The organism is Caldimonas hydrothermalis (assembly GCF_056746695.1).
The window spans coordinates 1-25,258 of record NZ_JBWQXA010000005.1; the positions used below are offsets into that span (position 1 = coordinate 1).

Sequence of the window (25,258 nt, forward strand, 5' to 3'; positions counted from 1 at the left end):
GCGCTGGGCGACGCTGGATGCTCCTGCGGCGAGCTGGTTGGCCTGGCGGGCGGCGTCGGCGGAGTGTTTGACGGTGCCGGCGATTTGCTCCATGGACGAGGCGGTTTGCTGCAGGCTGCTGGCGGCCTGCTCGGTGCGGCTGCTCAGGTCCTGGTTGCCTTGCGCAATCTCGGCGCTGGCCGTGGCGATGCTGTCGGTGGACAGGCGCACCTGAGTCACGGTGTCGCGCAGCGCTTGCTGCATCTGTGCGAGGGCTTGCATCATCTGGCCGATCTCATCGGCACGGCCGCTGTGCACGGGGGTGGCCAGGTCGCCTTGCGCGATGTTGCGCGCAGCGGAAATTGCACGGTGCAGCGGATCGCGGATGGAGCGTACCAGCCACCACGTGCCGGCGGCCAGCAGGCTCAACACCAGCAGGGCGGCAATACCGGCCATTGCGATCGTGGCCTGGCGCTGCGCCTTGAACTCAGCCTTGAACTGGGCGGCCGAGGAGGCGATGGCCTTGAGCAGGGCCTGGTGGATGTCGTGGTTGCGGACGGCCGACGCCGCGATCTCGCCACCCAGCAGGCCGTCCAGGGCCGTGGCATCGCCGCCGGTGCGCAGCTGGACGACGCGCTCGCTCAGGCGGGCCAGTTGTGCATGGTGTTCGCGGGCCTGCTGCAGGGCTGCCCGCTCCTGCGCCGACAGCGTGGCGGCATCGAGCCGGGCGGCCAGGGCCTCGATGTCACGGTGGCTCGCACCGATGGCGGCCTGGAGGTCCTTGGCCTGGGGGGCTTCAGCCGGTGCGAGCGCCAGGGCCTGCAGGCGGGCCGCAAAGGCCTCGCGTTGCGCTTGCCACTGCATGGCCGCGTCGAGCTTGGCTTCATGGGCCGCCTGGTGGGTTTCGAAGAACTGCGTGGACGAGGCCGAGCGCACGCCCGAGACCGCCACGAGACCAAGCTGGCAGGTGGCGATGAGGGCCGTGGCGCACCACAGCTTGGTTCCGATCTTCATGGGGAGTGCGTCAACGTGAGGGAGCCCTGAGGGGGGCGCGGGGGGCGGGCGCGTCAGTGGCGCGAGCGCCGCACCAGGCTGCCCACGTCGAGGATGAGGGCCACACGCCCGTCGCCCAGGATGGTGGCGCCGGAGACGTCGGGCACTTTGCGGTAGTTGGCTTCGAGGTTTTTCACCACCACCTGCTGTTGGCCCAGCAGCTCATCGACCATCAGCGCCACGCGTCCGCCTTCGGCCTCGACCACCACCATGATGGAGCTCACATGCTCGAAGTCGAAGCGCGGAACCTGGAAGACCTGCTCCAGTTCGATGACGGGCATGTATTCGGAGCGCACTTCGACCACCCGGCCGCTGGTGCCCACAGTCTTGATCATGCCCGGCTCGACTTGGAAGCTTTCGACCACCGACGACAGCGGCAGGATGTAGCACTCATCGCCCACCCCAACGCTCATGCCGTCCATGATGGCCAGCGTGAGCGGCAGGCGCACCGAGACACGCATGCCGTAGCCCTCGGCGGAGTCGATCTCGACGGTTCCGTTGAGCGAGGCGATGTTCTTCTTGACCACGTCCATGCCCACGCCGCGGCCGGACACGTCGGTGACCTGCTCGGCGGTGGAAAAGCCTGGCTCGAAGATGAGGTTCCACACTTCCTGGTCGGTGAGCGTGTCAGGGGCATGGATGCCACGCTCGCGGGCCTTCTTCAAAAGCTTTTCTCGATTGAGGCCGCGACCGTCATCGCGCACTTCGATGACGATGGAGCCACCCTGGTGCGAGGCCGACAGCGTGATCGTTCCGGTCTCCGGCTTGCCGGCAGCCACGCGCTCGGCGGGCAATTCGATGCCGTGATCGCAGGAGTTGCGCACCAGGTGTGTCAGTGGATCGGTGATTTTTTCGACCAACCCTTTGTCCAGTTCGGTGGCTTCGCCGTGGGTGACCAGCTCGACTTTCTTGCCCAGTTTGTTGGCCAGATCCCGAAGCATGCGAGGGAAGCGGCTGAACACCGTGGACATGGGGATCATGCGGATCGACATCACGGCTTCTTGCAGGTCGCGCGTGTTGCGGTCCAAATCGGTCAAGCCGGCCAGCATTTGCTGGTGCAGCACCGGGTCCAGACCGCGGCTGGTTTGCGCCAGCATGGCCTGGGTGATGACCAGTTCGCCCACGAGGTTGATGAGCTGATCGACTTTTTCGACCGAGACGCGGATGGTGGACGCATCCAGCGAGGCGCTGGCGCGTCCTTCGCTGCGTGCGGCGGGCTGGCGCGGGCTTGCCGCGGGTTTGGCCGTTGCCGGCGTTGGGTTGGCCGAAGGGGCGCCCGGTGCGTTTTCGAAGAAGCCGTAGCCAGGATCGGCCGCAGCCGCGCGCGGCTGCGGCGCCCCGGGCGCGTCGTCGAAGAATCCGTATCCGGGGTCGGCCGATGCGCTCGCCGCCGGCGGCTGGGTGGCCGCTGGCTTGGCCGCTTCGCTCAGGGGGACAAAGCGCACATGCTCTTTCGAGACGTGGAACGTGAACAAATCCAACAGCTCGGATTCGGCGCTGCGGGTGACGACTTTGAAGCGCCGCACCCCCTCTTGCGCGACCCCGCCGTCCAGGGCTTCGATGTGACCCAGGTCGGTGATTTCCTTGAAGAGCTCGACCAGGTTGTCGGCCACCGAAGGGTCGGGCAAGGGGCCCACGCGCAGCTCCAGTGTGCGCTCGCCATCTGTGGGGGCGCTGGCCGGCGCCGGCGCAGCGGTCACGGCGGGCATCACAGCAACGGCCGGGGCCGTGACCACGGGCACCGGCGGGGCTTCGCCGGCGGCCATGGCCCGGATGTTGAACAACAGCTCGGTGGTGTCGACTTCGTCGCCGGCACCGGTCTGATGCCGGGCGATCTGCGCTTTGAGGGCGTCGCCCGAGGCCAGCAGCACATCGACCATGGCTGCAGTCGGTTGCAGTTCGTGGCGGCGCAGCTTGTCCAGCAGCGTCTCCATCTGGTGGGTCAGTTCGGCCACGTCGGAAAAGCCGAAGGTGGCCGCGCCGCCTTTGATCGAATGGGCGCAGCGGAAGATGGCATTGAGTTCCTCGTCGTCGGCCGCCTCGATGTCCAGGTCGAGCAGGAGCTGCTCCATGCGTTCGAGGTTCTCGGCGGCTTCTTCGAAGAAGACCTGGTAGAACTGGCTCAGATCGAAGCCGGCGCTCAGTTGGGAGCCTTCGGAAGTCATTTCGCCCACGGCGTACTCCTGATGCGGTCGGTTGGGTGAACGGGGGGCCCGAATGGGCGCGCGGCTGATTTACTTGATCACTTTCTGGATCACTTCGATCAGCTTGTTCGGGTCGAAGGGTTTGACCAGCCAACCCGTGGCCCCGGCAGCGCGGCCCGCTTGCTTCATCTGATCGCTCGACTCGGTGGTCAGAATCAGGATCGGCGTGCTCTTGAACTGGGGGTTTTCCCGCAGCTTGCGCGTCAGGCTGATGCCATCCATGCGCGGCATGTTCTGGTCGGTGAGCACCAGGTCGAAGCTGCGGCTGCCGGCCTTTTCATAGGCATCCTGGCCATCGACGGCCTCCACCACGTGGTAGCCGGCGTTCTTCAGAGTGAAGGCGACCATTTGGCGCATGGAGGCGGAATCGTCTACCGCAAGGATGGAATGCATGGCTTTCTCTCCGGGATGTCTGGCTGGGTATCGGTGCCTGGGGCGAAAACTTGAGCTCGGAATCAGGAATCAGAACAGTTCGATCGAGCCCGCGTCCATCTCGGACTGGGTGACCGGGTTGGGGCGAAGGGGGGGCTCCTCGACGACGGCTTGGCCGTCTTCGTCATCGCCCATGGACTCGCGCGCGATGCGATCGGCGCAATTGCGCAGACGGCGGTTGGTGTGGGCGATCAGCTGGGAGGCCATGTCCTGGAACTGCAGCGCCGTGACGGCCGCGCCCAGGTTTTGCAGCACGGGAGCCAGCTCGCTCGTTTGGATGCGATGGTCGCTGGCGGCGTGCATGAGCCCTTCCATCTGCTGTACGGCGGTCGAGAAACGCAGCATGAGGTTGTCGCAGGCGTCGGCCAGCAGACCCTGTAGACGCTCCAAGTCGTTGGTGGCCGTCATCAGATGGTCCTGCAAGTCGGCGGCCACCAGCAGGGGTAGGGCGGGGCTCGATTCGGAGCTGGGCGGTGGGTTCATCAGCATGGGGTCTCCATGGCTTGGACGAGGCGTGATGGCATTCATGAGGGCCGGCGCTAAAATTTTCGGCAGTCCATTGCACGACTTGAGCGCGGACCTGGCGGTCCGGACCTGTGTGCTTTTTCGGCCGCCCAGTGGTCCACTGTAGGTCTCGAGCGGGAAAACTTCTCACATGCCCACCTTGGAAATTCCGCGCTTGATCCGGGTTCTGCACATCGAGGACTCGCAGCTGGATCACGAGCTCATGCTGATTCAGATGCAACGCGCCGGCTTGACGGTGCAGGCGCGCCGCGTGGAGACGGCCGCGCAGTTCGAGGCGGCGTTGTGCGAGGGGGCGCCACCGTGCTGGGATGTGATTCTGTCGGACTACAGCCTGCCAGGCTTTTCGGGACTGGTGGCGCTGGAAATGCTCAAAGCCCGTGATGATTTGACACCGTTCATCATCGTTTCGGGCGAGATTGGCGAGGACACGGCGGTGCAGGCCATGCGCAACGGCGCGGCCGACTATCTGCTCAAGAACAACCTCGCGCGGCTGGTGCCGGCCATGCTGCATGCCATCGAAGCGCACCAGGCCCTGCGCGACAAGCGCCAGGCGGACGCGGCGCTGGCGCAGTCTCAGGAGCGCTTGCGCGAACTGGCCCAGCATCTGCAAACCAGCGTGGAGCGAGAGCGCGCGGCCATCGCCCGTGAAATCCACGACGACGTGGGCGGTTCCTTGACCGCACTCAAGTTCGACCTGGCCTGGATCGCCCGCCATGCCCAGGAGCCGGCCATCGTGCAACGCGCCCATGAGGCCCTGGAGACGGTGAGCCAGGCGCTGGAGTCCAGCAAGCGCATCATGCACAACCTGCGCCCGGCCATCCTGGAGCAGGGCCTGGTGGCCGCGCTGCAGTGGATGACGGCCACGTTCGAGAAGCGTACCGGGATTGAGACGCGTTTCCGTTCGAGCCAGGAGCAGCCGCGCCTGCCGGCCGGCGTGCCGTTGGTGGCCTACCGCACCGCGCAGGAGGCGCTGACCAATGTGGCCAAGCACGCCCAGGCCACGCGGGTGAACGTCGACCTGACGATCGCCGCCGGCGTGCTCTCCCTGGAGGTCAGCGACAATGGGCGGGGCCTGAGCCGCGCCGACCTGGCCAAGGCCCGCTCCTTCGGAATCCGCGGGCTGCACGAGCGGGCCGGCACGGTGGGGGGCTGGGTCGACCTCAGCAGCGGGCCGCACGGCACCACGCTGATCCTGTCGGTGCCTCTGCGGGGTGGGGCGGCCCGCGCGCACGAGGAAGACATGCCGCGTCTGCATGATGTACGCTCGGGCGAAGACCCGACCTTCTGGGGGGAACTGTGATTCAAGTGATCCTGTGCGACGACCACGCACTGATCCGCCGGGGGATCCGAGACACCCTGTCCGATGCCCCGGACATCGAGGTGGTGGGCGAGGCGGGCGATTACGGGGAGTTGCGTGCCCTGATGCGGCGCCAGGGCTGCGATGTGCTGGTGCTCGATATCAACCTGCCCGGACGCAGCGGGCTGGACGTGCTGCATGCGCTCAAGGAAGAGGGCTCGCCGGTGAAGGTGCTGGTGGTGTCGATGTACCCCGAAGACCAGTACGCCATCCGTGCCTTGAAGGCCGGGGCCTACGGGTACGTGAACAAGGGCGGCGACCCGGCCCAGCTCGTCGCGGCGGTGCGCATGGTGGCGCAGGGCCGCAAGTACGTCACGCCCGAGATGGCGCAGACGCTGGTGGAGAGCCTCACGGCCCCCACGACCGAGGCCCCACACGAGCGTTTGTCGGACCGGGAGCTGCAAACGCTGGTGATGATCGCCTCGGGCAAGCGCCTGTCCGACATTGCCGAGGAACTGACGCTCAGCCCCAAGACGGTGAGCGTGTACCGCGCGCGGGTGCTCGAAAAGCTCGGCCTGAACAACAATTCGGAACTGACGGTTTACGCCATCCGCAATGGGTTGGTGTGAGCACCGCCCAAGCGGGTGCTGCGGCGGGTCTCGAAGATCTCAAGTGGTTGGGCTGGAGGGTGTATCGCTCGGCGCGTCGGCCCATTCGATGGCGATCTGACGGCACGCCGATTCCTGACGCAGCAAGGCATCGATGGCCAGCGGCCAGAAGTGTTTTCCGCTTTGCTCTTGCAGCCATTGCAGGGCCTTTTCCCAGGGCCAAGCGGGTTTGTAGGGGCGTTGACTGGTCAGGGCGTCCAAAACGTCGGCCACCGCCACGATGCGAGCCTCGATGCTGATGGCGTCGCCGCGTAGCGCGCGGGGGTAGCCGCAGCCATCCCATTTTTCGTGATGCTCCAAGGCGATGCGCTTGGCCATTTGGATCAGATCGCTGGGATCGTCGCCCAAAATGTCTGCACCCATTTGGGGGTGTTGTCTCATCACCGCCCACTCGCGTTCATCGAGCTTGCCGGGTTTCAGCAAGATCTGGTCGGGGATGCCGATCTTGCCAATGTCGTGCATGGGTGCGGCCGCTTCCAGCAGCTCACAGTAGCGAGGTGGCGCGCCCAAGGCCTGGGCGATCAGGCGGCTGTAACGGGCCATGCGCAATACGTGTCGGCCTGTTTCGTTGTCTTTGAACTCGGCCGCCCGCCCCAAACGGTGGATGACGGCCAATCGGGTTTGCTCCAACTCTTCGCGTTGCACCAAGGCCAAATGAGTCGCGATGCGGCAGCGCAACACCGCTGGTGAGATCGGCTTGGTGACATAGTCCACCGCGCCCAAAGACAAGCCGTAAGCTTCGTCTTCGTCCTGACCCAAAGCCGTGCAGAACAGAACAGGGATGTGGGCCGTCGAAGGATCGCGCTTGAGTTCGATCAGGACTTCATGGCCGCTCATGCCCGGCATCATCACATCGAGCACGATCAGTCGCGGACGAGCCGTTCGCGCCAACTGCAGGGCCTGCGGTCCATTGCGAGCGAACGACAAGGGATACTGATCGCCCAACACCCGCTTGAGCAGTTGAAGATTGGCCGGTTCGTCGTCGACCAAGAGCAAGGGCGATTGCGGCTGCCATGCGGACCAGTCCACGTCTGCGGCTGGGTGCGCATGCATCGGCAGGTCGGACATCATCATGATCGGGCCTCCTTCGGCTCCAGAGCACTGCGCCAATCGGTCAGCATTTGCAGCGCAGCATCGAAGTCAAACGTTTCACAGGCTTGGCGCAGCGCATGGGCATGGCCGCTGCCGAGGGCGCACAGCGCCTCGAGGGCATCGTCGTCGATTTGACCCCTTTGCAAGGCTTTTTCCAAGCGGTCGATCCAGCGTGGAGCGTCTTCAGTGGAGACCACCGGCCCGCTGGGTGTCTGCGCGGCCGGCTCGGGGGCAAGTGGATCGTGCCGCTGTAACCATGTGCGCAGTTCGTCCCAGGCGTGGTCGATCAGCGTCAGATCGACATCGTGCCCCTGGGCGGCGCTTCGTTCGGCCTGGCGGGCGGCTAGCGTCAGGGCTGGCAGTGCCAAATTGGCGGCCACGCCGGCGATGCGATGCCACTGCGCATGTCCCCAGTGCTGCCGCTGCGGCCATTCGGCTTCGGTTTGGCGAACCCAGCGGCGCACCTGAGGCCGCCAGTCCTGCCCCCACAGCGACGTTCCCCGCCGCTCGTCAACCACCGCCGGCGGGGGGGAGGAGGCATCGTCACCTTGCGCGGCTGTGGGCCTGTCAAGCGGCGCGTGGGCGACGCGTGCGAGCGCCTCGTGCAAGGCGTCCACATTGATGGGCTTTTCGAGAAAGCCGTTCATCCCGCTGGCCTGGGCTTTGCGGCGGTCGTTGTCCATGACGCTGGCCGACAAGGCCAACACGGTGATGGCAGGCAATCCCTGCTCGCGCTCAAAGTCTCTGAGCAGCCGGCAGGTGTCGAACCCGTCGAGCTCGGGCATTTGCAAGTCGAGCAAGACGGCATCCCACGCGCCGGGGTCTTGGCGATACCGGGCCAGCAGCTCCTGGCCGCTGGCCACGATGCACGCCGTGTGGCCGCTGCGCGCAAGCAGGGTCTGCAACAAGTCCCGGTTCTGTGCGACATCGTCTACGCACAGCAGCCGCAAGCGGGGGAGGATCGGCCGTTGGGCTTCGGATGACCCGCTCGAGGAATAGTCGCCGGGGTCTTCTTCGGGCAATGGGGTCAAAGGCAGGTGAAGGCGCACCGTGGTGCCTTGTCCGGGCTGGCTGTGCAATTCGATGCGGCCACCCATGCGCTCGCAAAGCCCTTTGACGATGCTCATGCCCAGCCCGGTGCCGCCGTATCGCCGTGAGGTGCCGCTGTCGGCCTGCACGAAGGGTTCGAAGATGGCCTGCTGTCGATCGGCCGCAATGCCGATGCCGCTGTCGTCCACTTGCAGCAGCAGTGCGCCCTCGTGCAGCCCGATGCTCAGGCTGACGTGCCCGGCCTGTGTGAATTTGATGGCATTGCCCAGCAGATTGGCCAGCATTTGCCGGATGCGGTCGGCATCGCCCAACCAACGGGTGGGCAGGTGTTCTTCAATGTGCAGTCTCAGATCCAGCCCTTTGGCGCCGGCGATCGCTCCAAACTGCGAGATCAATCCATGCGCCAGCGCATGGATGCCAAAGGGGGCTTCGACGATGGAAAACTCGCCCCGCTCGAGTTTGGCTGCATCGAGCAGATCGTTCAGGATGCGCAACAAACTGCCAGAGGCATCGACGATGGCCTGGGCTTGTTGCTGGGCTGGACCAGGCGCAAGCGTTTCGGCGAGCAAGCGCGCGTATCCGACGATGGCGTTCATCGGCGTGCGGATCTCGTGGCTGACGTTGGCGAAGAATGCGCTGCGACTTTCCATGGCCTGTCGCAATTGCGCCTCTTTCTGCACCAGCTCTTGCAGGTATCGTGCGCGTTCGGTGCGGTCAATGGCCAGCTTGAGAATCGCCCGCACTTGTGAGCTTGCCGGGTCGATCAGCGGCTGGTACCAGCCCACCAAATGTCGGGCGCTGCCGTCTTTGGCCCGCCGTACGAACTCGCCGCTGCGTGCCTGCCCGTGACGAAGATCCTCCCAGAACTGACGCATGCTTTCGCCGTCTTGGCTTTCATGCCAAATGAGACGGTGGTGCTGGCCAAGGAGCTCTGTGGGGGTGTAACCCAAACTGGCGGACAGCGGCGGGTTGACGTCGAGAAAATAACCATCGGTGCTCAACAGTGCACGGCCGATCAACTGGTCGATGGCTTGTACCAGCTCGGCTTGTTCCCGGCGGCTGAGGTGTTGCGCGGTGATATCGGTCAGATACAAATCCACCACGGTACGGTCTGGCCGGACTTTTCGCGCATGCACCCGCACGTCGACCCATCGGCGTTGGCCCTCAGCGGTGAGCATCTGGATCGTGGCGCTTTTCGTTTGGCCCTGCTCGATGGCGGCGCGCAGCAGTTCATGGGCGGCTTCGACGTCGTGGGCATCGATGGCGTCGAACAAGGACCACTGGCCGGCTTGGTAGGCTTGAGCGCTGCGACCAAGCAAATGCTCCAAGGATGTCGAGGCGAGCACTCTGTGGTACTCATTGCCCATGATGCTCAAGCGAATGATGCCGCTGGGAATGTGGTCCAGGATGTCTTGAAGCAAACTGCCGCGCTCTTTGAAGCGTCGGGCCAGGTGCTGGTAGGTGGCGATGCCGACCACCCCCCAGGCGCAGCCGAAGATCGCCACGGCGATGGACGCGATGATCGAGGCCAGTTCCAGATGACGTCCGCTTCCCCGTAAGAAGGGCGTGTCCAGCGGCCCGACGAAGACGGCCGAGGCCATGGCCGTGTAGTGCATGCCGCTGATGGCCAGCCCCAGGATCGCGCCACTGCTTCCCACGATCAGCCAGCGTGGCCAGCGGGTGTGGTTGCTCAGGAGCTGGCGGCACGCCAGCGCGCCTATGGCTAACGTGACGGCCACGACGAGCGAGGCGACGAACAGCAGCGGGTCATAGGCCAAGCTGCTTTGCATGCGCATGGCGCTCATGCCGGTGTAGTGCATGGCGCCGATGCCAGCGCCCAGGCACAGGCCGGCGCCGACGATGGCCAGCGGTCGATTCCATCGATCGATGAACACCCGCAGGCCGATGGCCGACGCGATGACAGATGGCACGACGGAGCCTGCCGTCACCCAAGGGTCGAACCGCACGGGTTGGCAGATGTCCGTGGCCAGCATGCCGATGAAGTGCATGCACCACACGCTGCCGCCCAGCACGATGGCCGAGACCCAGCGCGCCGTCGCGCTCAGCCGCGGGCCGAATTTTTCCGGGTGCCTTGCGATGCCCACCATTTGCATGGACGCAATGCCGCCCAGCGTCGCGATGACCACCGACAGGCCGACCAGCCACGCGTTGTAGTACACCGGCGCGACGGGAGCATTGCCGCTTTGAGCCGTCCAGAACTCGATCAAAGCCACTCCTCCTGCAAAATGGGGCTTGACGGATATCGGCCGGCTGCGGGCGGCCTTGAGTTGCAAACGGGGGCTAAAACCGGCCCAGGGCGGCCATCAAAGCCGATTCGAAGGGTTGGCGCATCCAAGGCAGGGTCAGCAACAAGCCGACGAGCCCCACCGACACGGTGATGGGAAAGCCGATGGCGAAGATGTTCATCTGCTGGGCCACGCGCGAGATCACACCCAGCACCAGGTTGACGAACAGCAGCATGGCCATGAGGGGCAGGGCGATCCACAGGCCGAGCTTGAACACTTCGGCCCCCCAGGTGTGGACCTGCAGCATGCGCACGAAGGCCATCGGCTCGGGGCCCACGGGGAAGGCCTGGAAGCTCTGGACCACGGCGGCCACCAGGATGAGATGCCCGTTGATGACCACGAAGAGCAAGGCGGTGGTGGCGCCGAAGAAGCGGCTCACTGCGTTGGCTGCGCCGCCCTGGGCGGGGTCGAAGAAGGCGGCGAAGCCCAGCCCCATCTGCAAGCCGATCAACTCGCCCGCATACTCGACGCCCGCGAAGATCAGACGTACGGCGAATCCGATGGTCGCGCCGATCAGGAGCTGCTGAACCAGCACCAGCAGGGCTTCAGGGGCATCCAGCGGGATCGGGGCCACCTGCGGCATCGAGGCCTGGGCGGCCAGTGCCACGAAGAAGGCCAGCGCGACCTTCACGCGCGCGGGCACGGAGCGCTGCGAGAACACCGGCACGGTCATGAACAGCGCCAGCGCGCGAAAGAAGGGCCACAGCACCGGCGAGAGCCAGGCGCTGAGCTGGGCATCGGTGAAGGTCAGCATGGTGCAGGCCGGGGCGGCTCACTGCACCATGCCGGGAATGCCGGTGAGCGTGCGCTGGATGAACTCGACCAGCGTGGTCATCATCCATGGGCCGGCGACCCCCAGCACGATCACCGCCCCCACCAGCTTGGGCACGAAGGACAGCGTGGCCTCGTGGATCTGGGTGGCCGCCTGGATGATGCTGACCACCAGGCCGATGGCCAGCACGGTCAGCAGCAGGGGCGCGGAGAGCATCAGCAGGATGTACAGCGCCTGCTGGCCGAGGGTGAAGACGTGGGTGGCATCCATGGGGGTGTCGTGTCGTTCAGGTCACGAAGCTGGCCGCGAGAGAACCGAGCAGCAGGTTCCATCCATCGGCCAGCACGAAGAGCATCAGCTTGAACGGCAGGGCCACCAGCACGGGCGAAAGCATCATCATGCCCAGGCTCATCAGCACGCTGGCGACGATCATGTCGATGATCAGAAAGGGAATGAAGATCATGAAGCCGATCTGGAAGGCGCTCTTGAGCTCGCTGGTGACGAAGGCCGGCACGAGCACGCGAAAGGGAGCGTCCTGGGCTGTCACCGACGGGTCGAGCTTGGCCAGCTTGGCAAAGAGCGCAAAGTCGGATTCGCGCGTTTGCTTGAGCATGAATTCGCGCACCGGCACCTCGGCGCGCTGCAAGGCGGTGTTGAAGTCGATCTGCTGGGCCGAGTAGGGCTGGTAGGCGTCGGTGTAGACGCGGTCGATGGTGGGGCCCATCACGAAGAACGTGAGGAACAGCGACAGGCCGATGATGACCTGGTTGGGCGGCGCCGACTGGGTGCCCAGGGCCTGGCGCAGCAGGCTCAGCACGATGACGATGCGGGTGAAGCTCGTCATCAGCAGCAGCGCGGCCGGGATGAAGCTCAGGGCGGTGAAGAAGAGCAGGGTCTGGATCGGCACCGAGTAGCTGGTGCCGCCAGGGCCCTGGCCGATCACCAGCGGCAGCGAGCCGCCGCTCACGCCGGGGGCAACCTGGGCTAAAGCGGCTTCAGGAAAGGCCGATACCAGCGACAGGACCGCGAGCATCCCGAGAGATGCGAGGCGGCGCAGGGCGGGGGAGGGTTCGGGCTGCATCAGCGATCCTTGCGCGCCTTGTGGAACAAGGTGGCAAATGTCGGGGCCTGGGGCGCCGGCGCTGCGGCCGGCAGGTCTTGCGCGGGCAGGCTGTGCAGGGTCTGGATGCTCTGGGCAGTGACGCCCAGCACCAGCCAGCGGCGCGACTCGCCCTGGCCGACCTCGACCGTCACCAGCCGTTGGGCGGGGCCCACGGAGGTGCTGGAGATGATGCGGGTGGTCTGCACGCCGCCCAGTGCACCCACGGGGCTGCGCTTGAGGAGCCACAGCGTCAGCGGGATGGCCGCGACAATGAGGATGAACCAGACGAGGAAGGAGCCGGCAGAGGGCATGGACAGCACCGACAGTGGACCGTGGTTAGCCATTGTCGGCAGCCCGGTTCGCCTCAGAAGCCAAAAAGAAAGGGGCCGATGGCCCCTTGCTCTTGGCTTTGCTCAGCGGCTCGTGCACTGCGTCACGGGGCTCCTCGGCCTCACATGCCGCGACTGAGGCGGCGCATGCGCTCCGACGGCGTGACGATGTCGGTCAGGCGGATGCCGAACTTGTCGTTGACGACGACCACCTCGCCCTGGGCGATGAGGTAGCCGTTGACCAGCACGTCCATCGGTTCGCCGGCCAGGGCGTCGAGTTCGATCACCGAGCCCTGGGCGAGCTGCAGGATGTGCTTGATCGGGATGCGGGTGCGTCCCAGTTCCACGGTGAGCTGCACCGGGATGTCCAGGATCATGTTGATGTCATTGCCCGCAGCGTTCGAGGTGGTGGGCGTGAAGTTCGTGAACGACGCCGGCGCCACCTGCTCGGCGGGCGTGGCCATCAGTTCGTCGGCCGCACCCCCCGAGCCCTTTTGTTGGGCCAGGGCCGCCTCCCATTCCGCGGCCATCGCATCCTGTTCGTCGGTGGTCTGCTGATTCTCAAGTGACATGATGGGGTTCTCCCAACCAGCCGAAGTCCTGGCCGGTCAACAGTTTCTCGATGCGGATGGCGTATTTGCCGTTGGAGGTGCCGTATTGGCATTCGAAGACGGGCACACCGTCGACCTTGGCCTCGATGGCCGGGGCCAGGTCGAGTTCCAGGAAGTCGCCGGGCTTGAGCGACAGGAGCTGCTCCACGGTGGCCGGGGCGGTGCCCAGCTCGGCGACGAGCTCGACCTCGGCGGCCTGGATCTGGTGGGTGAGCAGCTTGACCCACCGGCGGTCAGGTTCGGCCGAATCGCCCTGCACGGTGGAGTACAGGATGTCGCGGATGGGCTCCAGCGTGGCGTAGGGGATGCAGAAGTGCACCGTGCCGGTGGTGTCGCCGATCTCCAGTGTGAACGAGGTGGTGACGACGATCTCGCTGGGCGTGGCGACGTTGGCGAATTGGGGCTGCATCTCCGAGCGCTGGTATTCGAGATCCAGCGGGTAGATGCCCTGCCAGGCCTTCTTGTACTCCTCGCGGATGACCTCGACCAGACGGTTGATGATGCGTTGCTCGGTGGGTGAGAAGTCGCGGCCCTCGATGCGGGTGTGGAACTTTCCATTGCCGCCGAAGAGCGAGTCGATCACGGCGAACACCAGCGTGGGGTCGCACACCACCAGGCCCGAGCCGCGCAGGGGCTTGACCGACACGATGTTGAAGTTGGTGGGCACGACGATCTCGCGCAGGAAGGCGCTGTACTTCTGCACCTTGATGGCCCCGACGGACACTTCGGGGCTTTTGCGGATCAGGTTGAACAGGCCGATGCGGATGTTGCGTGCGAAACGCTCGTTGATGATCTCCATCGTGGGCATGCGCCCACGCACGATGCGTTCCTGGCTGGCGATGTCGTAGTCGCGGATGCCACCGGCCGGAACCTCCTCTTCCTCCAGCTTCTGGCTCTCGCCGGTGATGCCCTGCAGCAGGGCATCGACCTCGTCTTGCGACAGGATCTGCTGGTTCATCGGGGCATCTCCATGCGCACTGCGGGCAGCCGGGGGCTCACTGAATAATGAAGTTGGAAAAATGCACGGCCAGGATCGGGTTGTGAACGGCCGCTCGCTTGCGGTTCTTGCCGTTGTTGGCCTCGCTTGCTTCGTCTTCCAGATCGATGCCCAGCGGTTTGACTGCTTCGCGCATGATTTCCATGGCCAGTTGCTCTTTGCCGGCGCGATCGTGCAGCTCCGTGGAGGTTTTCTGCGACAGCAGCATCAGGATGTTGCTGCGGATGGCCGGCATGAAGGCTTTGAGCTGTTCAACTACTTCGGGAGATTCGACTTCGAGCGTGACGCCGACCTGGGCGTAGCGTTCTGCCGGACGATCGGCCAGGTTGACGGTGAAGGTGTCCAGCGGTAAGAAGGTGGGAACGACGGCGGCCTTTTTCTTCTTGGCGCTTTGCGTGGCTGCAGGCCGCTCATCCAAGGCCTCCTCGTCGTCTTCGGCGTTGTTTTTCTTGAGCAGGAGCACGGCCGCCACGGCAGCCAGCGCCAGCACGACCACGCCAATGACGACGAACAGTATGAGCTTTTTGCCCCCTTTGGCCGGGGCGGCATCGGTGGCTGCGGCAGCGGACATGGTGTGTTCCTTCGAAACGGGGTTCGGGTCACCGAGGTGGTCTGGCGGATGTGGCTCCGATTATTCGGCGCGATGCGCGGGGCGAAACCAGGAATAGGGGGGGAAATTCGGGTTTGGCGTGCGCTTTCCCCGGTTCTGGCCTCGGGATGCTCAGACATACAGATCCAGCCGGCCCGCCGCAGACGCGATGTGGGTTCGCAAGGCGGCGGTGGGCGGCGGCGTGTCGTTGCTGCGGTCGACGCCGGGCACGGGCTGCGCGCTTTGGGCTTGGCGGCGCGGCAGGGTATCGCGGGACACGCCGCCGCCGGTGAGGGTGAGGCCGGCCTCATGCAAGGCCGCAGCCAGGTGGGAGAAACTGGCTTCCAGGGCGGCGCGGGTGGCGCTGGCGCTGGCGGCGAATTCAACCTGGGCTTGCTGGCCGGCGACGGCGATGTGCACGCTTACCATGCCCATATCTGCCGGGTTGAGTTGGAGCTGGGCTTCCTGGATGCCTTGGCGGACGAGCACGGTGATGTGCTGGGCCAGGGCTTGCGGGAAGTCCGGGTCGTACACGGGCGTGGGCACCGCGGTGCTCGGCGTGGCCACACCGGCGCTTGTGTGGGCTGCCATCGTGGGCGCGGCCGATGTCGCCGCGCTGACCCAGGGTATCGGGGGGCTGGCTGGGCTTTCGGCAAGCGGCGTGCTGTGGAACGCTGTGGCCCTCATCGACGCGGCGGCCCAGTCATCGGTGGGAGGCTGCGTGTCCAGCAGCGGCTGACCGAGTTCGTCAGGAGAGGCGGCCGCAGGCGTGTGCGCCGCCGGTTCGAACCGAGAAGCGTCGGACTGCTGGGCCTGACGGTGGGTGCCAGACTTGGCCGTCGAGCCCAGCGATTCCACCGTTTCCAAGCCGGTGTCATCGGTGCCGACGGGCCCTTCGTCGCTTTGTGCGACGGTGGCGGGTGCTTCAGGCTCAGGCGGACGCCACCACCAGGCGATGGACGGCTCGCCGGCGGCTGTGGGTTCGTCGCGCTCGCTCGGTTCGCAAGGGGCCTCGGTTTGGCCTTCGGCATCAGCGCTCGAAGCGGGGACCGGCGGTGGCGGGCTGGGCTCGTTCGCGTCTGGCCGCTGCGCTGGCGGCCTGCATGGTGGGGGCGAGGTCTGGGGGGCTGTCTGCGGCCCAGTGCGTGTCGGTGAGGGGCTGGGTTGTGCACGTTGCAGCCAGTGTCCGAAGCTGGCCGTGGCCGCTTCAGTGCGGGCATGGCCGGTGCGAACGGGTGGGGTGGCGCCGACGCCGCCCGGGGAGGGCGTCAGCGCAAAGGGCAGGGCGGTGACGGACATGCGAGGTCTCTCAAGCCAAGGCCAGGTCGCCGGGGCCGGCGGGGCGGCGGGACCAGGCCATGCGCGAGGCCTGTTCGTCGGTGAGCTTTTGCTCCTGGCGCTGAAGGGCCAGCGCCAGCTCGCCTTGGCGTCGCTCGATCAGCTTGCGGATGGATGCGGCGCGCGTCTCACGTTCGCGCAGCACTTGCAGGGCTTGGTCGAGGTGGTGCTGCAGGCGTTGCACAGCCGCCTGCTGCTGGGTGCCGGCCTGGTCCAAGCGTGCCATGAAGCTCTGGTAGCACTGCATGATCGGCACCGTGCCTTCGATGCGAAAGCGTTCGCCCCAGCGCTGCTGGTAGTCGCGCCGGTAGTCATCGAGCTGGCGGGCCTGCGCGCGGGCGGCGTCCACCTGGTGCTGCAGGCGCAGCACGGTCTGACGGGCCTGTTCGCAGTCCTTCTCGGCCACTTCGAGGGCCAGGTTCAAGGGGTGGAGCTTGGGGTGCATGGCGGGTCCTGTGCGCAAGGCGGGCGATCAGCGAGGGGGAAGGCAGTCCATCATCCGGCGCACGCTGTCGGCCAGAGTGGCGCCCTCGTGCATGTCCTGCTGCAGCAGGGCGCGGATGGCCGGCCAGGCCTGGACGGCTGCATCCAGCTCGGTGTCCTGCCCGGGCACGTAGGCGCCCAGTTGCAGCAGATCGCGGCTGCGGTTGTAGCGGGCGAGCATCTGGCGCAGGCGGCGGGCGGCCTCGAGGTGGTCGGGGCTCACGACGTTGTGCATCACGCGCGAGGCGGACTTTTCCACGTCGATGGCGGGGTAGTGGCCGGATTCGGCCAGCTCGCGGGTGAGCACGATGTGCCCGTCGAGGATGGCCCGGGCGGCGTCGGCGATCGGGTCTTGCTGATCGTCGCCCTCGCTGAGCACGGTATAGAAGGCTGTGATCGAGCCCATGCCGTTGAGCCCGTTGCCGCTGCGCTCCACGAGCTGCGGCAGCTTGGCAAAGCAGCTCGGTGGGTAGCCTTTGGTGGCGGGGGGCTCTCCGATGGCCAGGGCGATCTCGCGCTGGGCCATCGCGTAGCGGGTGAGCGAGTCCATCAGCAGCAGGACGTGCCGGCCGCGGTCTCGGAAGTGTTCGGCGATCGCGGTGGCGTAGGTGGCGCCTTGCATGCGCATCAGCGGCGGTGCATCGGCCGGTGCGGCCACCACGACCGAACGGGCCAGGCCTTCTTCGCCGAGGATGTCCTCGATGAACTCCTTGACCTCGCGGCCGCGTTCACCGATGAGGCCCACGACGATGACGTCGGCACGGGTGTAGCGCGCCATCATGCCCAGCAGCACCGACTTGCCGACGCCGGAGCCGGCGAACAGGCCGATGCGCTGGCCGCGGCCCACCGTCAGCAAGGCGTTGATCGCACGCACCCCGGTGTCCAACGGCTCGCGCACGGGGTCGCGGTCCATCGCGTTGATGGGACGGCGCACCAGGGGTTCGTTGTGCACATCGGCGATGGGCCCGTTGCGGTCCATCGGCCGGCCATGCGGGTCGACCACCCGGCCGAGCAGCCCGTCACCCATGGGCAGGTGCAGGCTGCGGTCTTCGCTGCGGCGCCAGGGGTGGCTGACCTGACCGAGCCTCGGTGGCGTGATTGGGCTGGCCAGCGGCACGACGCGGGCCCCGCTGGCCAGGCCGTGGACTTCGCCCGTGGGCATCAGGTAGGCGCGGTCGCCGGCGAAGCCCACCACCTCGGCCTGCACCGGAGGCTGGCCGTCCATGCGAACCTCGCATACTGAGCCCACGGGCACCCGGATGCCGGCGGCTTCGAGCACGAGACCAGCCACCTTGACCAGGGTGCCCTGGGCCTCCAGGCCCAGCGGCGCGGCGGCGAAGGCCCGCAAGTCCTCGAGGTACTGGTGCCACGCCCCCAGTTTGACGGCAGCGCTGTCTGGGCCGCTCATGCCTTGTCCTCCCCGCGCTCAGAAGTGTCGTCGGGTTGCCAGGGGCTGTCGTGGCCCAAGGCGGCGGCGGCCCGGCGCCAGCGGGTCTCCACGGTGGCGTCGATGAGACCGATGTCCGATTCGACGATGCATCCTCCCCGGCGGATGCTCGGGTCGCTGAGCAGCCGCGCTCCGCGGCTGTCCAGGTCGAGCTGGCCTTGCTGGGTGAGGAACTCATGGTCCTCGGGATGCAGGCGCACGCGGATGTGACGGGCCGAATGCACCAGGGCATTGAGGGCCTCCTGGGCCACCGCCTCGATCAGCTGCGGCCGGGTGCTCAGCTCACTGCGCACCGCCTGGCGAGCAATCTCCACGGCCACCTTCGACAGGCCCTGGGCGAGCTGTTGCTCGATCGCGTCGAGCTGGGCCTGGAAGGCTGCCACCACGGCGGCCACCTGGGCCGTGACCTGGGTGGCATAGCTCTGCTTGAAACCATCGAGTGCGACCAGCCCGTCGCGGTAACCGTCCTTGTAGCCGGCCTGCCGGGCCTCGGCAATCTGCGCCTGCAGCTGTGCCTCGCGTTCCTCGGCCGTGGGCGCGGGCGGGGGCGCCGGCGGCATGCCCGGGGCCGGCGCGGCGGCCGACTCACCGGAAAAAGAGTCCGGGCTCCAGGCGGAGAAGGAGTGCAGCTCCTCGCGCGGGATGAAGCGGTTGTACAGCGGTGTTCCCATGGACTGTAGCGACTGGATCAGATGAAGCCGTCATCGCCGCCGGTGGCCAAAATGATCTGGCCTTCGTCAGCCAGGCGGCGCACGATCTTGAGAAGCTCCTTCTGCTCGGCTTCGACCTCGGACAAGCGCACCGGACCCCTAGACTCCAGGTCTTCGCGCAGTGTTTCGGCAGCGCGCGAAGACATGTTGCTGAAGATCTTCTCGCGCAGCTCCGGCGAGGCGCCTTTGAGGGCAATGATGAGCGACTCGGTTTGCACCTCCTTGAGCAGCGTCTGAATGCCTCGGTCGTCGATCTTCATCAGATCGTCGAAGGTGAACATGTTGTCCATGATCTTCTGCGCCAGATCGGGATCGATCTGGCGGATGTAGTCGAGCATCGGTCCTTCGACGGTGGAGCCCATCAAGTTGATGATCTCGGCGGCCGTCTTGACGCCGCCGAGTGAGGCTTTGCGCAGCTTGTCACCGCCGGCCAGCACCTTGGAGAGCACCTCGTTGAGGTCTTTCAAAGCAGAGGGCTGAATGCCATCGAGCGTGGCCACACGGATCATGACTTCGTGGCGTTGTCGTTCGGTGAAGTGTTTGAGGACCTCGGCGGCCTGATCGAACTCCAGATGCACGATGATGGCTGCAATGATCTGCGGATGTTCGTTGCGCAACAGTTCGGCCACCGAAGCGGGGTCCATCCATTTCAGGCTCTCGATGCCGGAGACATCGCCACCTTGCAAGATGCGGTCGATCAACAGATTGGCCTTGTCCTCGCCCAGGGCCTTGCGCAACACGGACTTGACGTACTCATCGGTGTCGTTGACCAGCATGCTCTGGTCCGAGGCGTCGGCGGTGAACCGTTCGAGCACCGATTCCACCCGCTCGCGCGGGATCACCTTCATCTTGGCGATGGTCTCGCCAAGTCGTTGCACCTCTTTGGGAGAGAGGTGCTTGAACACTTCGGCGGCCTCTTCCTCGCCGAGCGACATGAGGAGGATGGCCGAGTCCTGCAGTCCGTCTTCGTCCATGGTGTCTTTCGGTTCAGTGGCAGGCGGCACCGACCGCTCAGGCGGCGGCCTCCTTGGTGACCCAGCTGCGCACGATGTTGGCCACGGCCGCGGGGTTCTCGCGAGCCAGCTGGCGGGCTGCTTCGAGCTTGTTGTGGTTGTGCGAAGCAGACAGCAAAGGCATTTCGGCGGCTTGCTCTGGACCGATCAGCGCGGGCAGGGCCTCAGGTTCGTCGACGATGGCATCGACCTTGGCCGGGGCCGGCGGTGGAGCCATCGCGGCCTTGAGCGCGGGACGTACCACGCCCAGCACCAGCGCCAGCGCCACCACACTCAAGGCCGCAGGCACAGCGATTTGCCGCAGCAAGTCCAAGATCTCGGGCCGTTGCCACAGCGGCGGCTCGACGGGCTCTTCAGGTTTGCTTACCTGGAACGGGGCGTTGATCACTTGCACGGAGTCCCCACGCTCGGCTGAAAATCCGATGGACTCTCGCACCAGGGTCGTCAGTTTCTGGAGCTCTTCTTCGCTCAGCGGCGCCTGCGTCGTGCGGCCGCGGGCGTCTGTCGAGGTGCGGTGGTTGACGACCACCGCGGCGCTCAAGCGCTTGATCGTGCCGGTGGCGTTGCGGGTGACGCGCACGGTCTTGTCCACCTCGTAGTTGGTCACGGCTTCGCGGCGAACTTGGGCGTTGCCCGTGCCGGTGCCGTTGGCCGCTTGCAAAGCCTGGGCCGGGCCATTGATCGGTGCCTGCGCCGGCACCGGCGGCTGGTTGGTGACTGCGCCAGGCACGCCCGTGGGGGTGCCGGCGTCGGTCTGGGTCGATTCCAAGTGCTGCATGCTGCGCACGGCCGCCGGCTCGCCGCCTTGGTTGGGGCGGAACTGCTCGGAGGTCGATTCGCTTTGCGAGAAGTCCACCTCGGCCGTGACCTGGGCGCGCAGGTTGTCACGGCCGACCACCGGTTCCAGGATGTCGGTGATGCGGCGCGTCAGCGTCGACTCGATCTGCGCCACATACTGGAGCTGATTGGCATCGAGCCCCTGGGTTTTGCTGTCCGGCGATTCGGTCAGCAAATTGCCGTTCTGGTCCACGACGGAGACGGCCTTGGGCGAGAGTTCGGGTACGCTGCTGGAGACCAAGTGCACGATGCCGGCGATCTGTGCATGGTCCAGGCTGCGCCCCGGGTGCAGATGCACCAGCACCGAGGCCGAGGGCTTTTGCTGCTCACGGAAGAAGCCGTTCTGGTTGGGCAAGGCCAGGTGCACCCGGGCGCTGCTCACGGCGGCCAGGGCTTCGATGGAGCGGGTCAGCTCGCCTTCGAGGCCTCGCTGGAAGGTCAGGCGCTCCTGGAACTGCGTGATGCCGAAGCGGGCGTTGTCCATCAGCTCGAACCCCACGGTCGAGCCCTTGGGCAATCCGGCCGAGGCCAAACGCAGCCGCACGTCGTGCACGCGGTCGGCCGGCACCAAGATGGCGGCTCCGCCGTCGGCGTGGCGGTACGGCACGTTCATCTGGGAAAGCTGCGCGATGATCGCGCCGCCGTCTTTGTCCGACAGGTTGGCGTAGAGCACCTTGTAGTCCGGCTTCACCGACCACAGCGACAGTGCCACGACGACCGCCACCAGTCCGGCCAGTCCAGCGGCCAGCAACAGCTTGCGTGGGGTCGGCAAGGCCTGGATGCGCTGAACGAGGCCGCCGGAGGCGGGTTGGGCGGCCAGGGCGGGCGGCAGGTTCTGAGGCAGGGCGACGGCGTTGTCCATCGTGCGGATTCCCGTGGTTCTGGGCAGACCCCGGCCTGCCAGGCGCCGGCCTGCGGTCCCCAGGGTGTCGTTGGGGACCGATTATTCGGAGGGGGGAGCCTCGCTCAAGGGCGGAAGAGGACGGCAAACGGCCGCCAGTTCGACGCATCGCGCAGACCCTGCGTGCCTACCATCGGTGTATCGGCAGGTGGGGCTCGCACTGGAGCCCTGCGTGCAGGAGATTGCACCATGGACGTCCGCCTCAAGCCCTTCAACTTCCAGCAGGCCCTGGCCAAGAGCGGCGTGGTGCTGCCGTCGCAGGCTGCACGGCCGGGCCAGGTCGAGCCGGGGCCTCCTGCCGTGGGCTTCTCACAGGCCCTGAACCAGGCCCTCAAGACGGTCAGTGCCACCCAGTTGCAGGCCTCGGAGATGCAGCGGCAGGTTCAACTGGGCAATCCCACGGTGTCCCTGGAGGAGACCATGGTCACGATGCAGAAGGCCCAGATCGGGTTCCAGGCCGCCTTGCAGGTGCGCAACCGCCTGGTGCAGGCCTACACCGACATCATGAACATGTCGGTGTGAGGCTTCGCATCGCGGGCCGGCCCGGTGGGGACTCAGAACCCGAGGCTGGCCAGCAGATCGTCGACCTGTTCCTGGCTGGTGACGACGTCGGTACGCCCTTCGGGGTTGACCACGGGCCCGTTCAGGAAGGTCTGTTCAACCTTGTGCACCTGGTCGGGCGGGGCGGTCTGCAGCAGGAGCTTGACGAGCTGGTCCTCGATGTCGGCGGCCAGCTTCACCACGCGGGCCACCACCTGGCCGGTGAGGTCGTGAAAGTCCTGGGCCATCATGATGTCGGTGAGGTGCTGGTCGATGCGCGCCGAGCGCGCTTCGACGTCGCTGACGAAGTTCATCACGCTGCCGCTGGCCACCGCGCGCACCGGATCGGCGACGATGGCCTGGGCAATTCGGCGCGTTTCGGCGGCGATGTGTTCGTGCTCGGCCTTGGCCTGGTCGACCAGGTTGAGCACCTTCTCGGCGGCTTCGCCGGTTTTGGTGGCGATGTAGGTCAGACGGCTGCGCGCATCGGGCAGGCTTTCCGTGATCTCGCCCAGCTTGGGCATGAAGCCGAGCTGCGCCAGCGTGTCGTGCAGGTTGCGGGTCATCTCGCCGATGCGCTGGAACACCTCGGGTGATGTGGTCAGGGGCGGGGTGGCGCCGTGGGGGCTGTGGGTCTCGCTCATGGCCTGCCTCACTTGCCCAGCTTCTGGAGGATCTTCTGCACCTTCTCCTCCAGCGTGGCCTTGGTGAAGGGCTTGACGATATAGCCGGCCGCGCCGTCTTGTGCGGCCCGCACGATGTCTTCCTTGCGGGCCTCGGCCGTGACCATCAGCACCGGCAGGTGCTTGAGCTTGTCGTCCTTCTTGATGGCCGACAGCAGCTCGAAGCCGTTCATGTTGGGCATGTTGATGTCACTGACCACGAAGTCGAAATGGCCGTTGTGCAGCATCTGCAGGGCCACGGCGCCGTCCTCCGCTTCCTCTGCGTTGTTGTAGCCGATCTCCTTCAGCAGGCCCCGCACGATGCGGCGCATGGTGGAGAAGTCATCGACGATGAGGAATTTCAGGTCGGTGGCGGTACTCATGGGAAGTGTCCTCGCGAGGAGAAAACAAGGGTTCGCAGGCTTATCGGCCGGGCGCCGGAAAACTGAAGCTCTGTGCGGCCGATGCCGGTGCGACGGCTTCTTGAACCGCCGGGGCCGTGCCGGCCTCGACATCGCCGCCGCGTTCGAAGCGCTCTTGTGCGTCCTTGTTCATCACGATGATGCTGATGCGCCGGTTGATCGGATTGAGCGGGTTGTCCTTGTCCAGCAGCGAGCTGGACGCCAGCCCCAGCACCCGCACCACCTGACCCTCTCTCAGGCCGCCGGCCACGAGTTCCCGGCGCGAGGCATTGGCCCGGTCGGCCGAGAGCTCCCAGTTGCTGTAGCCCCGCTCACCGCTGGTGTAAGGAGCCGCATCGGTGTGACCGGCCAGCGTCACCTTGTTGTCCACTTCCGACAGCACCTTGCCGATCTCGCGCAGGATCGCGCGCATATAGTCCTTCACCAGGGCGCTGCCGGAATCGAACATCGGGCGGTTGTGCTCATCGACGATCTGGATGCGCAGTCCATCTTGCGTGATGTCCAAGCGGATTTGCGAGCGGAACTGCACCAGCAGCGGATTGTTCGTGACGGATTGCTCGATGCGCTGCTTCAAACCTTCCAGGCTGGCCGCCTCGGCGCGCTCGATCTGTTCCTTCAGGGCTTGCAGGTTGATGGTCTTGCGCTCGGCTTCGATGTCGCCACGGCGCACCTGACCGGTGGTGCGGGTGAGGTCGGTGCCGCCGCCTTTGATCACGTGCGAGGCGTCGCCTGCGCCGCTGCCCCCGCTGAGCAGGGCGATCTTCAGCGGTGAGGAGAAGTAGTCGGCAATGCCCTTGCGGTCGCCCTCGGTGGTCGAGCCCAGCAGCCACATCAGCAAGAAGAAAGCCATCATCGCCGTCACGAAGTCGGCATAGGCGATCTTCCAGGCGCCGCCATGGTGGGCATGACCGCCCTTCTTGATCTTCTTGACGATGATCGGTTGCAGCTTCTTGGAGTCGCCGGCCATGGTGAGTCCCAATCAGGCCTTCTTGCCCTTGACGTGGCCTTCCAGCTCCGAGAAGCTGGGGCGCTCGGTGGAGTACAGCACCTTGCGGCCGAACTCCACGGCGATCTGCGGCGCGTAACCCTGCATGCTGGCCAGCAAGGTGGTCTTGATGCACTGCAGTTCCTTGGTGGCCTCGTCGTTTTTCTGCTCCAGCAGGCCGGCCAGGGGTTCCACAATGGCGTAGGCCAGCAAGATGCCCAGGAAGGTTCCCACCAGCGCCGAACCGATCATGGCCCCCAGCACCGCCGGGGGCTGGCCCACCGAGCCCATGGTATTGACCACACCCAGCACGGCGGCCACGATGCCAAAAGCGGGCAAGCCACCGGCCACTCGCTGAATCGCTGCCGCCGGTGCGTGCGCTTCGTGATGGTGGGTCTCGATCTCGCTGTCCATCAGCGATTCAATTTCATGGGCATTGAGATTTCCGGAGACCATCATGCGCAAGTAATCCGTGATGAACTCCACGACATGATGGTCACTGCCGACGGTCGCGTATTTTTTAAACAACGGAGATTCGTGCGGGGCCTCGACGTCCTTTTCGATGGACATCAAGCCCTCTTTGCGGGCCTTTTGCAAAATGTCATAGAGCAAGGCCATCAACTCCATGTACCGGGCTTTGGTGTACTTGGAGCCTTTGAGCAGCTTGGGGATGGCGCCAAACGTGGCCTTGAGCACTTTGGGTTGGTTGTTGACGATGAACGCGCCGAAAGCGCCCCCACCGATGACCATCAACTCGGTGGGCAGGGCTTTCAGAATCACGCCCATGTTGCCGCCGTGGATGATGAAGCCGCCGAAGATGCAGCCCAGCGCCACGATGTAGCCGATGATGACGAACATATTGCAGGTCTTTCCAGCGGGGGTTGGCGCGCTGTGGGGGCTCGCGCTCGAACCGG

Annotated in this window: 26 protein-coding genes; 3 read left to right on the forward strand and 23 right to left on the reverse strand. The window is 65.8% G+C overall.

Annotation, left to right across the window (positions count from 1 at the left end; all coding sequences use genetic code 11):
* From AC1ECW_RS07985 to AC1ECW_RS08000, 4 genes are all read right to left on the reverse strand, one after another.
* On the reverse strand, positions 1-993 hold a 993-nt coding region (locus AC1ECW_RS07985; RefSeq protein WP_481201585.1), incomplete at its 3' end, for a methyl-accepting chemotaxis protein.
* A 53-nt stretch (positions 994-1,046) separates the two neighbouring features.
* Positions 1,047-3,206, reverse strand: a complete 2,160-nt coding sequence (locus AC1ECW_RS07990; RefSeq protein WP_481201586.1) for a chemotaxis protein CheA — start codon at positions 3,204-3,206, stop codon at positions 1,047-1,049.
* 60 nt (positions 3,207-3,266) lie between these two features.
* On the reverse strand, positions 3,267-3,629 hold the full coding sequence (locus AC1ECW_RS07995) for a response regulator (protein ID WP_409704402.1): 363 nt from the start codon (positions 3,627-3,629) through the stop codon (positions 3,267-3,269).
* Positions 3,630-3,698: 69 nt separating this feature from the next.
* Positions 3,699-4,157, reverse strand: a complete 459-nt coding sequence (locus AC1ECW_RS08000; RefSeq protein WP_409704400.1) for a hypothetical protein — start codon at positions 4,155-4,157, stop codon at positions 3,699-3,701.
* Positions 4,158-4,323: 166 nt separating this feature from the next.
* Between AC1ECW_RS08000 and AC1ECW_RS08005 the strand changes: the two genes are divergently transcribed.
* Positions 4,324-5,493, forward strand: a complete 1,170-nt coding sequence (locus AC1ECW_RS08005; protein ID WP_409704398.1) for a hybrid sensor histidine kinase/response regulator — start codon at positions 4,324-4,326, stop codon at positions 5,491-5,493.
* The gene (locus AC1ECW_RS08010; RefSeq protein WP_481201587.1) at positions 5,490-6,119 is read left to right on the forward strand and encodes a response regulator; all 630 of its coding nucleotides are present in this window, start codon (positions 5,490-5,492) and stop codon (positions 6,117-6,119) included. Before AC1ECW_RS08005 ends, AC1ECW_RS08010 begins: the two co-directional genes overlap by 4 nt.
* A 39-nt stretch (positions 6,120-6,158) precedes the next feature.
* Here AC1ECW_RS08010 and AC1ECW_RS08015 read toward each other — a convergent pair whose 3' ends face one another.
* The 15 genes from AC1ECW_RS08015 to fliF form a co-directional block, all read right to left on the reverse strand.
* Positions 6,159-7,232 (reverse strand): response regulator, encoded by a 1,074-nt coding sequence (locus AC1ECW_RS08015; RefSeq protein WP_409704394.1) that lies wholly within the window; start codon positions 7,230-7,232, stop codon positions 6,159-6,161.
* Positions 7,229-10,414 carry an MHYT domain-containing protein gene (locus tag AC1ECW_RS08020; protein ID WP_481201677.1) on the reverse strand — a complete coding sequence of 1,062 codons (3,186 nt, stop codon included), beginning with the start codon at positions 10,412-10,414 and terminating at the stop codon, positions 7,229-7,231. The genes AC1ECW_RS08015 and AC1ECW_RS08020 overlap by 4 nt, the downstream gene beginning before the upstream one ends.
* 187 nt (positions 10,415-10,601) lie before the next feature.
* Positions 10,602-11,360 (reverse strand): flagellar biosynthetic protein FliR, encoded by a 759-nt coding sequence (gene fliR / locus AC1ECW_RS08025; protein WP_481201588.1) that lies wholly within the window; start codon positions 11,358-11,360, stop codon positions 10,602-10,604.
* An 18-nt stretch (positions 11,361-11,378) separates the two neighbouring features.
* Positions 11,379-11,648, reverse strand: coding sequence for a flagellar biosynthesis protein FliQ (gene fliQ, locus AC1ECW_RS08030; protein WP_409704390.1), 270 nt, complete (start codon positions 11,646-11,648; stop codon positions 11,379-11,381).
* A gap of 16 nt (positions 11,649-11,664) precedes the next feature.
* Positions 11,665-12,459, reverse strand: coding sequence for a flagellar type III secretion system pore protein FliP (fliP, locus tag AC1ECW_RS08035; RefSeq protein WP_409704388.1), 795 nt, complete (start codon positions 12,457-12,459; stop codon positions 11,665-11,667).
* Positions 12,459-12,791, reverse strand: a complete 333-nt coding sequence (locus AC1ECW_RS08040; RefSeq protein WP_481201589.1) for a FliO/MopB family protein — start codon at positions 12,789-12,791, stop codon at positions 12,459-12,461. Before AC1ECW_RS08040 ends, fliP begins: the two co-directional genes overlap by 1 nt.
* 140 nt (positions 12,792-12,931) lie before the next feature.
* Entirely contained in the window at positions 12,932-13,381 is a 450-nt protein-coding gene (fliN, locus tag AC1ECW_RS08045) for a flagellar motor switch protein FliN (RefSeq protein WP_409704384.1), read from the reverse strand.
* On the reverse strand, positions 13,371-14,378 hold the full coding sequence (fliM, locus tag AC1ECW_RS08050; RefSeq protein ID WP_409704382.1) for a flagellar motor switch protein FliM: 1,008 nt from the start codon (positions 14,376-14,378) through the stop codon (positions 13,371-13,373). The genes fliN and fliM overlap by 11 nt, the downstream gene beginning before the upstream one ends.
* 37 nt (positions 14,379-14,415) lie before the next feature.
* Positions 14,416-14,988, reverse strand: a complete 573-nt coding sequence (locus AC1ECW_RS08055) for a flagellar basal body-associated FliL family protein (protein WP_409704380.1) — start codon at positions 14,986-14,988, stop codon at positions 14,416-14,418.
* 150 nt (positions 14,989-15,138) lie between these two features.
* The gene (locus tag AC1ECW_RS08060) at positions 15,139-15,597 is read right to left on the reverse strand and encodes a flagellar hook-length control protein FliK (RefSeq protein WP_481201590.1); all 459 of its coding nucleotides are present in this window, start codon (positions 15,595-15,597) and stop codon (positions 15,139-15,141) included.
* A 718-nt stretch (positions 15,598-16,315) separates the two neighbouring features.
* Positions 16,316-16,789, reverse strand: coding sequence for a flagellar export protein FliJ (gene fliJ, locus AC1ECW_RS08065; protein WP_481201591.1), 474 nt, complete (start codon positions 16,787-16,789; stop codon positions 16,316-16,318).
* 27 nt (positions 16,790-16,816) lie between these two features.
* Positions 16,817-18,235, reverse strand: coding sequence for a flagellar protein export ATPase FliI (gene fliI / locus AC1ECW_RS08070; protein ID WP_481201592.1), 1,419 nt, complete (start codon positions 18,233-18,235; stop codon positions 16,817-16,819).
* A complete protein-coding gene (locus tag AC1ECW_RS08075) occupies positions 18,232-18,945 on the reverse strand; it encodes a FliH/SctL family protein (RefSeq protein WP_481201593.1) in 714 nt (237 codons plus the stop codon). Before AC1ECW_RS08075 ends, fliI begins: the two co-directional genes overlap by 4 nt.
* Positions 18,946-18,962: 17 nt before the next feature.
* Positions 18,963-19,958: a flagellar motor switch protein FliG gene (gene fliG / locus AC1ECW_RS08080; RefSeq protein ID WP_409704370.1), complete on the reverse strand. Its 996-nt coding sequence runs from the start codon at positions 19,956-19,958 to the stop codon at positions 18,963-18,965.
* A gap of 37 nt (positions 19,959-19,995) precedes the next feature.
* Entirely contained in the window at positions 19,996-21,696 is a 1,701-nt protein-coding gene (gene fliF, locus AC1ECW_RS08085; RefSeq protein ID WP_409704368.1) for a flagellar basal-body MS-ring/collar protein FliF, read from the reverse strand.
* A 228-nt stretch (positions 21,697-21,924) separates the two neighbouring features.
* Here fliF and fliE point away from each other — a divergent pair, with 228 nt between their 5' ends.
* On the forward strand, positions 21,925-22,257 hold the full coding sequence (fliE, locus tag AC1ECW_RS08090; RefSeq protein ID WP_409704366.1) for a flagellar hook-basal body complex protein FliE: 333 nt from the start codon (positions 21,925-21,927) through the stop codon (positions 22,255-22,257).
* A gap of 32 nt (positions 22,258-22,289) precedes the next feature.
* On the opposite strand, the gene AC1ECW_RS08095 is transcribed toward fliE, so the two are convergent.
* Genes AC1ECW_RS08095 through motA form a run of 4 tightly spaced genes read right to left on the reverse strand, consistent with a single transcriptional unit; the run spans position 22,290 to position 25,202 of the window.
* On the reverse strand, positions 22,290-22,919 hold the full coding sequence (locus AC1ECW_RS08095; RefSeq protein WP_409704364.1) for a protein phosphatase CheZ: 630 nt from the start codon (positions 22,917-22,919) through the stop codon (positions 22,290-22,292).
* A gap of 8 nt (positions 22,920-22,927) precedes the next feature.
* Entirely contained in the window at positions 22,928-23,320 is a 393-nt protein-coding gene (gene cheY / locus AC1ECW_RS08100) for a chemotaxis response regulator CheY (RefSeq protein ID WP_409704362.1), read from the reverse strand.
* A gap of 40 nt (positions 23,321-23,360) precedes the next feature.
* On the reverse strand, positions 23,361-24,326 hold the full coding sequence (motB, locus tag AC1ECW_RS08105; RefSeq protein WP_409704360.1) for a flagellar motor protein MotB: 966 nt from the start codon (positions 24,324-24,326) through the stop codon (positions 23,361-23,363).
* Positions 24,327-24,338: 12 nt separating this feature from the next.
* A complete protein-coding gene (gene motA / locus AC1ECW_RS08110) occupies positions 24,339-25,202 on the reverse strand; it encodes a flagellar motor stator protein MotA (RefSeq protein WP_409704358.1) in 864 nt (287 codons plus the stop codon).
* Positions 25,203-25,258 lie beyond the last annotated feature (56 nt).